Genomic DNA, 10,426 nt, shown 5'->3' on the forward strand with positions numbered 1-10,426 from the left:
GGCCGCCGTGCGGGCACGCGGGTGCGGCCTCCCGGCGAGGAGAGCGCACGGCGCGCTCCCGGCGGCCGGGCGGCGCGGCACGGTTCAGCGGTGCAGGGGCCAGGCCGCGGAGAGGTGGTCCGGGTCGTCGGTGACATGGCGGGCGCAGGCGTCGGTGAGGGCGCCCAGGAGGGAGAGCGGGTCGGGAAGCGGATGCTCGGGCCCGCGCACCCAGCGCACCTGCGGATTGTCGTCGCCGGGCAGTCGGGCCGGCGGTACGAGGACGTAGGAGCCGCGGCAGTGCCAGCGCAGCCCCGGATGCTCGTCCATGGTCTCCGGGTGGCAGTCCAGCTCGCAGGGCCACCACTCGTCCTCGTCCTCGGGGGTGCCGCGGGTGAGGGTGAAGAACAGCATGCGGCCGTCGTCGCTCTCGGCGACCGGGCCGACCTCGACACCGGCGGCGAGCAGCTCCTCCAGGGCCTCCCGGCCGGCCTGGAGCGGCACGTCCAGGACGTCGTGCACCATGCCGGTCGCGGTGATGAAGTTGGCCTGCGGCTGGTGCCGCGCCCAGCGCTCGATCTGCGCGCGGTCGGTCGTGGACTGCGTCTGCCAGGCGAACGACACCGGGTGCCGGGCGGGGGTGGGACAGCCCACGCGGTCGCAGGAACAGCGGTAGCCGGGCGCCGGGTGGGCGGCGGGGGCGAGGGGCAGTCCCGCGGCGGCGGCGGCGAGCAGCAGGGCCTCACGACCGCCGTCGTCGGCGGTGTCCTTCGGGCGGCGTCCCCGCAGCCACTGGGTGAGTTTGCCCTGCCGGCCGGTCCGGCCGCCGAAGTCCGCGCTCATCTATCCCCTCGCCTCGCTGGTGTGGACAGCATGCCCTATCGTCCCACCATCCTGCGCCTCGGGTCACTGCGGCGCAGATCACCGGCGGTCGGGGCTCTTCGGGCGCCTCGAATCCACGGTCGAATTCCCGGTCGAATTCCTGATCGAGTCCCTGGTCGAGCGGTTCGAGCGGTTCGAGCGGTCCGAGCGGCAGTGACGCACGACACGGCCCCGAGGCCCCGCCGGCCGGGGTCCGTACGGCGTCCGGCCCGGCGCGGGCGGCCCGTCCGGCCGTCGCCCCGGCCGGACCGTGATTCCCTCGAACGAGGGTCTGTGAGGCCGCGGAAGCCGCGCATCACCTGTGCGGGCGAAGGGCCCGGCGGTGCGGTGCGCCTTCTCGCGCGAGCGCGGCCCGGCACCGTCCGCCGGGGCTATCGCGGCGGCCAGGGATCTCCCCAGACCGCGTCCCGGGCCGGCTTGTACCGGTCGCCGTGGCGTTTGGTGACCGTACGGCCGTGCAGCCCCTCGGGCTCGCACAGGTCCAGAAGGACCTGGCCCTTGCGGATCCGGGGGTGGCGGACGATGCGGGAAGGAGCCGGGGCGACCGGGAAGCGGGCGGCGGCGACATAGCTGAACTTCTCGTCCTCGTAGGGGAGGGATCCGCCCTTGACCTGCCGGTGCAGGGAGGAGCGGCTGACGCGGACCGAGAAGTGGCACCAGTCGGTGCCGGGCACGATGGGGCAGGCGGCGCTGTGCGGGCAGGGTGCGGCGATGCGGAAGCCGGCCGCGGTCAGCCGGTCGCGGGCCTCCATGACCCGGGCGTAGCCGTCGGGTGTGCCGGGCTCGACGACCACGACGGCCTGCGCGGCGTCTGCGGCGGCGGTCACGACGGCGGCCCGGTCGGCGTCGGTCAGCTCGCCGAGGACGTAGGAGACGGTGACGAGGTCGACGGGGTCGAGGGTGAGGCCCGTGCCGATCCGGGCGCGCTGCCAGCGCGCGGTGCGCAGGTCCGGGTCGGCCCCGGCGATCTCCCGGCCGAGGGCGAGCGCGGGCTCGGCCCAGTCGAGCACCGTGACCGGCCGCGCCCCGTCCCAGGTGGCGGCGACCGCCCAGGCCGCGGCCCCCGTCCCGCCGCCGAGGTCGGCATGGCTGCCCGGCACCCACCCGGGCGCGGCGTCCGTGAACGCCGCCAGTGCCGAGCGCACCGCCGCGAAGGTGGCCGGCATCCGGTACGCGGCGTAGGCGACCACGTCCGCGCGGTCCCGCAGGATCGGCGCGTCGGTGGGGGTGTCCCCCCGGTAGCTGGCGATCAGCCGCTCCACGGCTTCCGCGGTCCGGCGGGGCGGCAGCCCGTCGAGCAGGGCGGAGAGGGTGGTGCGGAGGGTCTCCGAGCGGGAGGCGGCGTCGGAGGATGCGGCGTCGTTCACCGTGCGATTCTCTCAGGTCTCCCGCAGGTCTCTCAGGCCCGGTGGGTGCCCCGGTGCCCGGGTCCCCGTGCGGCTCCCCGCGCGGCTCCCCGTACGGCCCGTGCCAGCCGTGTCGCCACCGCTGCCCGCGGTCTGCTGTCCGGCGGACGGCGGCGCGGGTGCACCGTGTTCGCCAGCAGCACGACGAAGGTGTCCGTCGCCGGGTCGACGACCAGGGACGTCCCCGTGAACCCCGTGTGTCCCGCCGCTCCCCGTCCCGCCAGCTCCCCCATGAACCACGGCTGGTCGACGGCGAATCCCAGGCCCGGCGGGGCCAGCAGCAGCTCGACGTGGCCGGGGCCGAGGATGCGGGCGGGGCCGTAGGAGCCGCCCGCCAGCAGGGCGCGGCAGAACACCGCCAGGTCGGACGCGGTCGAGAACAGGCCCGCGTGACCGGCCACTCCGCCCAGTGCCCAGGCGTTCTCGTCGTGGACCTCGCCGCGCAGCATCCCCCGGTCCGCCCGGGCCCACGGCCGCCGCTGGTCCTCGGTGGCCGCCGCGCCGGGGCACGGGCCGAAACGGGTCGCGCCCATGCCCAGCGGGCGGGTGATCCCGTCATGGATCAGGACGTCCAGCGGCCGGCCGGTGACGCGCTCCAGGACGTGCTGGACCAGGAGCAGGTTGAGGTCGGAGTAGGTGCGGGTGCCGGGCGCGTTCACCGGTCGTTCCGCGCGCAGCATCGCCAGCCGCGAGGCGTCGTCGGGGCAGTCGTACAGCGGGAGCTCGGGCCGCAGCCCCGAGGTGTGGGTGAGCAGCTGCCGCACGGTGACGCCGTGCTCGGCGACACGGAACTCCGGCAGGTACGCCCCCACGCGCGCGTCGAGGTCCAGCGTGCCCCGCTCGATCTGCTGCACGGCCGCGACCGCCGTGAACAGCTTGGTCAGGGACGCCAGGTCGAAGGGGGTGTCGACGGTCGTCGGGACCCGTGCGTCGGGCGGCAGTTCGACCCCCCGGTCGGTGCCGGGGTCGTAGGACGCGTACCGCACGGCCCAGCCCGCCGCCTCCGCCACGGCGATCACCGGGCCGCGCCCGGCGATCACGACGGCGCCCGCCGCCCAGGGCCGCTCCCCGGCGGTGAGGTCGTGGACCTCGCGGACGAGCCGGCGGATCTCCTCGGGGTCGAGTCCGGCCTTGTGCGGCGTGTCCCGGCGCAGTCTCGGTGCGCTCAGCTCTCCTCCTCCACGGTCCAGGGCCTCCAGGGACGGCACAGGCCCAGGAAGCAGGCCGCCGCCACCAGTGCGGCCGCCAGCTGGACCACCGCCATGGGAACGGCGGTGCGTCCTCCGCCGATCCCGACGAGCGGGGAGGCGGCCGCACCGATGAGGAAGGTGGACGTGCCGAGCAGGGCGGAGGCGGAGCCGGCGTGCCGCCGGGTGCGCATCAGGGCGAGGGCCTGGGTGTTGGGCAGGGTGATGCCCATCGCGGACATCAGCACGAACAGCGCGGCGGCCACGGGCGTCAGCCCCGTGTCGCCGAAAACGCCCGTCGTCATCAGCAGCAGCGCGGCCGCGGCCAGGATCACCACCGCGAGCCCGACGGCCAGCACCCGGTCCAGCCGGACCCGGCCGACCAGCACCCGGCCGTTGATCTGGCCGGCGACGACCAGCCCGACCGCGTTGAGCCCGAACAGCAGGCTGAACGTCTGCGGAGAGGCGCCGAAGACCTCCTGGACGACGAACGGCGAGGCGGCGATGTACGCGAACAGCGCGGCGAAGGCGAAGCCGCCCGTGAGCAGGCAGCCGGTGAAGGCGCGGTCGGCGAGCAGCCACCGTATCGAGCGCAGCGTCTCGCCGACGCCGCCGCCGTGCCGCTCGGCGGGCGGCAGGGTCTCCGGCAGCCGTGTCCAGACGAGCGCGCCCAGCAGCACCCCCACCGCCGTCAGGACGACGAACACGCCCCGCCAGTCCGTCACCCGCAGGATCTGACCGCCGATCAGCGGCGCCACGATCGGGGCGACCCCGGATATCAGCATCAGTGTGGAGAAGAAGCGGGCCATGGCCACGCCGTCGTACAGGTCCCGCACCACCGCCCGGGCGATCACGATGCCGGCCGCGCCCGACAGGCCCTGCAGCAGCCGGAGGGCGATCAGCACCTCGACGCCGGGGGCGAGGGCGCACAGCGCGGTGGCGAGGACGTAGACGGCCAGCCCGGCGAGCAGCGGGCGCCTGCGTCCCCACCGGTCGCTCAGCGGGCCGACGACCAGCTGCCCGAGCGCCATGCCGACCAGACAGGCGGTCAGCGTGAGCTGGACGGTCGTGGCCGGGGCGTGCAGGGACCGGGTGACCTCCGGCAGCGCGGGCAGGTACATGTCCATCGCGAGCGGAGGCGTGGCGGTCAGTCCGCCGAGGAGCAGGGTCACCAGCAGGCCGGTGCGGCGTGCGGCGCGGTCCGGTGCCCGGCCGGTCCGGGGTCCGGCTTCCCTCCCCGGTGTCCCCGGTGCGACCGCCCGTGGCGCGTGCGGCGCCGACGCCCCTCCCTCGGACATGTGTCCCTCCCTGTGCGACTGTTCCGCACCTATGCTCTCAGCTCGTACGAGTGCCGGGGCGGACAGCCGAGGACGGAGCCGGATGAGTGGGGGCACAGGCCCGATGAGCGGGGGCACGGACCCGATGAACGGGAGCACGGGACCGATGGGCAGGGGCACGGGAGTGCACGGGGCGGACGAAGGAGCGGGGCGCAGGACGCGCTGGGGGATCCTGGCGACGGGCGGGATGGCGGCCGCGTTCACGGCGGACATCGTGCGGCTGCCGGACGCGGAGGTCGTGGCGGTGGCCTCGCGCAGCGAGGAGTCGGCGCGGGCGTTCGCGAAGCGGTTCGGGATCCCGCGGGCGTACGGCTCGTGGAAGGCCCTCGCCGAGGACGACGGCATCGACGTCGTCTATGTCGCCACGCCGCACGCGGCCCACCGCGGCGCCGCCGGCCTGTGCCTGGAGGCCGGGCGGAACGTGCTGTGCGAGAAGCCGTTCACCCTGAACCTGCGGCAGGCCGAGGAACTGGTCGCGCTGGCGCGCGGGCACGGCCGGTTCCTGATGGAGGCCATGTGGATGTACTGCAATCCGCTGGTACGGCGGCTGAAGGCCCTGGTCGACGACGGTGCGATCGGTGAGGTGCGCACCGTCCAGGCCGACTTCGGGATCGCCGGGCCCTTCCCGCCCTCCCACCGGCTGCGCGATCCGCACCTGGGCGGCGGGGCGCTGCTCGATCTCGGTGTGTACCCGGTGGCCTTCGCGCACCTGCTGCTCGGCGAGCCGTCGGACGTGACGGCCAGGGCGGTGCTCTCGGCGGAGGGCGTCGACCTCCAGACCGGCGCCCTGCTCCACTGGGACGGCGGCGCGCTGGCCCAGGTGCACTGCTCCATCGTCGGCGCCACGGCGACCTGCGCCTCCGTCACGGGCTCCCGGGGCCGTATCGACGTCCCGTCGGGCTTCTACCAGCCCGAGCGCTTCGTGCTGCACCGTGACGGCCGGGCGCCGGAGGAGTTCACCGCGGACCCGGCCGACGGTCCGCCCTCGTCCTTCCGGCACGAGGCGCTGGAGGTGATGCGGGCGCTGCGCGCGGGTGAGACCGAGTCACCGCTGGTCCCCCTGGACGGCACCCTCGCGGTGATGCGGACCCTGGACGCGGTCCGGGAACGGATCGGTGTGCGCTATCCGGGGGAGGCGGACCGGTCCGGGGAGCCCGCGCCGGTCTGAGGCCCGTCGGGCGGGTGCGGGCGGTGCGGCCGGGTGCGGACGGGGGGTGAAGCCGGGCACGGCCGGGTACGGCCGGACGGCACCCGCCCGGCCGGTGCTCGGGAGGGGCGGGACAGGTGTGGGCGGCGCGACGGTGGAAACCCGGGAGAAGGACGTGGGGAGGGGTCACGGGAGGGGTTTCCGTCGGTTTCCGTCGTCTGCCCGGGAGTCATCGTGAACCGCTGTGACCGACGCGATCTGGGTCTGCTGCTGCTCCGGCTGGGCACCGGAGGGGTGCTGGCCGCGCATGGCGCGCAGAAGCTGCTGGGCTGGTTCGGCGGGGGCGGGATCGAGGGGACCGGCCGGTTCATGGAGTCCGTGGGCTACCGGCCGGGCAGGGCGAGCGCCGTGGCGGCGGGGCTGGCGGAGGCGGGCGGAGGACTGCTGCTGGCCCTGGGCCTGGCCACTCCGGCGGCGGGTGCGACGGCGGCCGGCGCGATGGCCGGGGCCGCGGCGGTGCACGTGCCCAACGGCTTCTTCGCCCAGGAGGGCGGCTACGAGCACGCCACCTCCCTGGGACTGACCTGCGCGGGCCTGGCCGTCGCGGGCCCGGGCCGGCTCTCCGTGGACCACGCCCTCGGCCATGTCGTCAACCGCGGCTGGATGGTCCCGGCGGCGTTCGCCGCGGTGGGCGCGGTGACGTCCGTGGTCGTGGGCGCGCGTGCCAGGCGGCTGCGGAGGGAGAGGGAGAAGGAGGGCGAGCAGCAGTTCCTCTTCGAGGAGCAGGCGTTCGAGGACCGCATGTTCGAGGAGTTCGAGGAGTAGCGGGGGCCGAGGGGGCGGCCGCCCGGGAAGGCGGGCCGCCGGGAGAACGGCCCTCAAGGCCGGCCGGGACGTGGCAGGCTGCGCTCCATGACCGATCAGCGACTGGACGGACCGGGCGGACCGGACGCCCCGCCGGCCCCTGCCGAGGACCTGTGGGCCACCATCGACGCCCTGTGGGCCTGGCTGGACCGCCATCGTGTCCATGAAGGCCGCCAGGAGATACTGCTGCGTGTCCTGAAACTCCAGGAGGAGGCCGGCGAGGTCGCCCAGGCGGTGATCGGTGCGACCGGCCAGAACCCGCGCAAGGGCACGACCCACACCTGGGACGACGTCCGGGCCGAGCTGTGCGACGTGGCGGTCACGGCCCTGGTCGCCCTGCGCACCCTGACCCCGCAGGCCCGGGAGGTCTTCACCCGGCACCTGGCGAAGGTCCGCGAACGTTCGCTCACGACGGGCGAAGCCTGCTGAATTCCGCACCTGCGGATACTCGGCCGGATACTCCGCGAACACCCGTGATTCTTGGCATTCCCATCGTTTCCATCACCACTTCATCATTTCCTTTGATTTCGACTTCCCCTCGGCATGTCCGCCGAACAGGGAATGACATGTGATGTTTTTCAGTCGCCGGTGTTGACCGCTCAATGGCTCCCTGTTTTCCTTGTGCGGGCATGTGATCCAGCCATGTGAACAGTGGTGCAATTGGGTGTCGCGGCCCCTGTCGGCGCCCGGGTGATGCGGCGGTCCTCTGCTGCCCGGTTGCCGCTGGTTCCGCGAGGTCGCCGTCCGCTGCCACACCGGCAGCATCCGGGTTCGCGGGCTCCGGACCGGGGCCGCGGCACTCGCCCTCCCCGGCCTGCCGCGAAAGAAAGCAGGGAAGGTGACCGTGCGTACATTCAACCCCGTACGACTGGCGATCTGGACAGCCGTCGCCGTACTCGGCGCCGCGAGCTGGTCCGTACTCGCACTCGCCCGCGGCGAGAAAATCTCGGCAATCTGGATCGTCGCCGCCGCGGTGGGCTCGTATCTGATCGCGCAGCGCTTCTATGCGAGATTCATCGCCTACAAAGTACTCCAGGTCGACGACCGGCGCGCCACTCCCGCCGAGCGGTTCGACGACGGCGTCGACTACCACCCGACCGACAAGCGCGTCCTCTTCGGCCACCACTTCGCGGCCATCGCGGGCGCGGGCCCCCTGGTCGGTCCGGTGCTCGCCGCGCAGATGGGCTATCTGCCGGGCACCATCTGGATCATCGTCGGCGTGATCTTCGCGGGTGCCGTCCAGGACATGGTGGTCCTCTTCTTCTCGATGCGCCGCAACGGCAAGTCGCTCGGACAGATGGCCCGCGAGGAGATCGGCCGCACCGGCGGCATCGCCGCGCTGATCGCGGTCTTCGCCATCATGATCATCCTTCTGGCCGTGCTCGCGCTGGTCGTGGTCAACGCGCTCGCCGAGTCCCCCTGGGGCGTCTTCTCCATCGCGATGACCATCCCGATCGCCCTTCTCATGGGCTGCTACCTGCGCTATCTGCGGCCGGGCCGGGTCACCGAGGTCAGTCTGCTCGGGTTCGCGCTGCTGATCGCCGCGATCGCCGGCGGCAACTGGGTCTCCCACTCCTCCCTGGCCGACGCCTTCACCCTCTCCCCCAGGACGCTGGTCGTCTGCCTCGTGATCTACGGCTTCGTGGCCTCCGTCCTGCCCGTGTGGGTGCTGCTCGCACCGCGCGACTACCTCTCGACCTTCATGAAGATCGGGGTGGTCGTGCTGCTCGCGCTCGGTGTCCTGTTCGCGCTGCCGGACCTCACCGTCGACCCGCTCACCGACTTCGCCCGCGAGGGCAGCGGACCGGTCTTCGCCGGATCGCTCTTCCCCTTCGCCTTCATCACCATCGCCTGCGGTGCCCTCTCCGGCTTCCACTCCCTGATCTCCTCGGGCACCACCCCGAAGATGATCGAGAAGGAGTCGCACGTCCCCCTCATCGGCTACGGCTCGATGCTGATGGAGTCCTTCGTCGCGGTCATGGCCCTGGTGGCCGCCTGCGTCATCGACCCGGGCCTGTACTACGCGATGAACGCCCCGGCCGGCGTCCTGGGCGACAGTCTGCAGTCCGCCTCCGAGGCGGTCGCGGGCTTCGGCTTCCACATCACGCCCGAGACCCTGCAGGACATGGCGCGCTCCGTGGGTGAGGACACCCTCGTCGCCCGCACCGGCGGTGCGCCGACGCTCGCGGTCGGCATCGCGGTGATCCTCTCGGAGGCCTTCCGCAGCGACGGCATGATGTCGTTCTGGTACCACTTCGCCATCATGTTCGAGGCGCTGTTCATCCTCACCGCGGTGGACGCCGGCACCCGGGTGGGCCGCTTCATGCTCCAGGACACCATCGGCAACGTCGTGCCGCGGTTCAAGGACAAGGACTGGCGGCCCGGCATCTGGATCACCTCGGCCGCGGTCGTCCTCGCCTGGGGCTACTTCCTCTGGGTCGGTGTCACCGATCCGCTCGGCGGTATCAACCAGCTCTTCCCGCTCTTCGGCACCTCCAACCAGCTCCTCGCCTGCATGGCCCTGGCCATCTGCACCGCTCTGCTCGTCAAGTCGGGGCGTCTGAAGTGGGCCTGGGTGACCGGCGCCCCGCTGGCCTGGGCACTCGCCGTCACCATGACCGCCTCCTGGCAGAAGGTGTTCTCCGGCGACCCGAAGGTCGGCTTCTTCGCCCAGCGGGCCAAGTACCAGGAGGCGCTCGACGAGGGCACCGTCCTGGCTCCCGCGAAGTCCCTGGACGACATGGCCACGATCGTCACCAACTCGACGGTCACCGGCACGCTCTCGGCGGTCTTCGCGCTCCTGACGCTCGTCGTGGTGCTCGCCTGCGCCCGGGTCGCCGTCAAGGCGATCCGCAACGGCGGTTCGCTGCCGCTCGTCGAGGCCGAGTACGTGGAGTCCAAGATCCCGCCCCTGCCCGAGGCCAAGCCCGTCGGTGCCGTGAGCACCCCGGCGGGCTCCTCGTGAGGTCGCCCGGCGCCGCCCCGCCCGCCACGGGGCGGGGCGGCGCCCTGGCGCGGATCCGCCGCTGTGCCGCGTGGATCCGCTGGTACGTCAAGGAGCTCAACGGCGAGCACGCGTACGCCCGGTACGCCGAGCGGGCCCGGGCAGCGGGCGAACCGGTCCTGAGCCGGCGGGAGTTCGAACACCGTCGTGTGGACCGCCGCGACGGCGATCCGCGCGAGGGCGGCCGCTGCTGCTGACGGCACGGCCCGTACGGCACACGGCATCCGCGGGCGGGCCCGGCACGGCCCGCCCGCGGATGCCGTGTGCCGTACGGGCCGTGCCGTCAGCAGCAGCGGCCGCCCTCGCGCGGATCGCCGTCGCGGCGGTCCACACGACGGTGTTCGAACTCCCGCCGGCTCAGGACCGGTTCGCCCGCTGCCCGGGCCCGCTCGGCGTACCGGGCGTACGCGTGCTCGCCGTTGAGCTCCTTGACGTACCAGCGGATCCACGCGGCACAGCGGCGGATCCGCGCCAGGGCGCCGCCCCGCCCCGTCGCGGGCGGGGCGGCGCCGGGCGACCTCACGAGCAGCCCGCCGGCGTGCTCACGGCACCGACGGGCTTGGCCTCGGGCAGGGGCGGGATCTTGGACTCCACGTACTCGGCCTCGACGAGCGGCAGCG

The 10,426-nt window shown here is 73.6% G+C and carries 10 protein-coding genes; 5 read left to right on the forward strand and 5 right to left on the reverse strand.

The features are described from left to right. Nucleotides 1-84 precede the first annotated feature (84 nt). From CCN35_RS11555 to CCN35_RS11570, 4 genes are all read right to left on the reverse strand, one after another. A complete protein-coding gene (locus CCN35_RS11555) occupies nucleotides 85-822 on the reverse strand; it encodes a bifunctional DNA primase/polymerase (RefSeq protein WP_067392056.1) in 738 nt (245 codons plus the stop codon). A gap of 410 nt (nucleotides 823-1,232) precedes the next feature. Next, a complete protein-coding gene (locus CCN35_RS11560; protein WP_067392057.1) occupies nucleotides 1,233-2,228 on the reverse strand; it encodes a small ribosomal subunit Rsm22 family protein in 996 nt (331 codons plus the stop codon). Nucleotides 2,229-2,260: 32 nt separating this feature from the next. Further along, complete coding sequence (locus tag CCN35_RS11565) at nucleotides 2,261-3,475, reverse strand: serine hydrolase domain-containing protein (RefSeq protein WP_067392058.1); 1,215 nt, start codon at nucleotides 3,473-3,475, stop codon at nucleotides 2,261-2,263. Beyond that, the gene (locus CCN35_RS11570) at nucleotides 3,433-4,752 is read right to left on the reverse strand and encodes a multidrug effflux MFS transporter (protein ID WP_086792503.1); all 1,320 of its coding nucleotides are present in this window, start codon (nucleotides 4,750-4,752) and stop codon (nucleotides 3,433-3,435) included. The genes CCN35_RS11565 and CCN35_RS11570 overlap by 43 nt, the downstream gene beginning before the upstream one ends. 145 nt (nucleotides 4,753-4,897) lie before the next feature. Between CCN35_RS11570 and CCN35_RS11575 the strand changes: the two genes are divergently transcribed. The 5 genes from CCN35_RS11575 (at nucleotide 4,898) to CCN35_RS11595 (ending at nucleotide 10,003) form a co-directional block, all read left to right on the forward strand. Continuing rightward, nucleotides 4,898-5,959: a Gfo/Idh/MocA family protein gene (locus CCN35_RS11575; RefSeq protein ID WP_086792509.1), complete on the forward strand. Its 1,062-nt coding sequence runs from the start codon at nucleotides 4,898-4,900 to the stop codon at nucleotides 5,957-5,959. Between the two features lie 213 nt (nucleotides 5,960-6,172). After that, the gene (locus CCN35_RS11580; protein WP_086792505.1) at nucleotides 6,173-6,763 is read left to right on the forward strand and encodes a DoxX family membrane protein; all 591 of its coding nucleotides are present in this window, start codon (nucleotides 6,173-6,175) and stop codon (nucleotides 6,761-6,763) included. 87 nt (nucleotides 6,764-6,850) lie between these two features. Beyond that, on the forward strand, nucleotides 6,851-7,231 hold the full coding sequence (locus CCN35_RS11585; protein WP_067392066.1) for a MazG-like family protein: 381 nt from the start codon (nucleotides 6,851-6,853) through the stop codon (nucleotides 7,229-7,231). Nucleotides 7,232-7,646: 415 nt separating this feature from the next. Then, the gene (locus CCN35_RS11590; protein ID WP_067392130.1) at nucleotides 7,647-9,767 is read left to right on the forward strand and encodes a carbon starvation CstA family protein; all 2,121 of its coding nucleotides are present in this window, start codon (nucleotides 7,647-7,649) and stop codon (nucleotides 9,765-9,767) included. Further along, nucleotides 9,764-10,003 (forward strand): CstA-like transporter-associated (seleno)protein, encoded by a 240-nt coding sequence (locus tag CCN35_RS11595; protein ID WP_245863121.1) that lies wholly within the window; start codon nucleotides 9,764-9,766, stop codon nucleotides 10,001-10,003. Before CCN35_RS11590 ends, CCN35_RS11595 begins: the two co-directional genes overlap by 4 nt. 86 nt (nucleotides 10,004-10,089) lie before the next feature. Here the strand turns inward: CCN35_RS11595 and CCN35_RS11600 are convergent, their stop codons facing one another. Next, the gene (locus CCN35_RS11600) at nucleotides 10,090-10,329 is read right to left on the reverse strand and encodes a CstA-like transporter-associated (seleno)protein (RefSeq protein ID WP_245863121.1); all 240 of its coding nucleotides are present in this window, start codon (nucleotides 10,327-10,329) and stop codon (nucleotides 10,090-10,092) included. Between the last annotated feature and the right edge of the window lie 97 nt (nucleotides 10,330-10,426).

This window comes from Streptomyces thermovulgaris, assembly GCF_002155915.1.
GTDB classification, from domain to species: domain Bacteria; phylum Actinomycetota; class Actinomycetes; order Streptomycetales; family Streptomycetaceae; genus Streptomyces; species Streptomyces thermovulgaris.

Bases quoted from the DNA above. Each gene is read 5' to 3' on its own strand.
- CCN35_RS11555 (WP_067392056.1), bottom strand. From the start codon at position 822: ATGAGCGCGGACTTCGGCGGCCGGACCGGCCGGCAGGGCAAACTCACC.
- CCN35_RS11570 (WP_086792503.1), bottom strand. From the start codon at position 4,752: ATGTCCGAGGGAGGGGCGTCGGCGCCGCACGCGCCACGGGCGGTCGCA.
- CCN35_RS11575 (WP_086792509.1), top strand. From the start codon at position 4,898: ATGGGCAGGGGCACGGGAGTGCACGGGGCGGACGAAGGAGCGGGGCGC.
- CCN35_RS11585 (WP_067392066.1), top strand. From the start codon at position 6,851: ATGACCGATCAGCGACTGGACGGACCGGGCGGACCGGACGCCCCGCCG.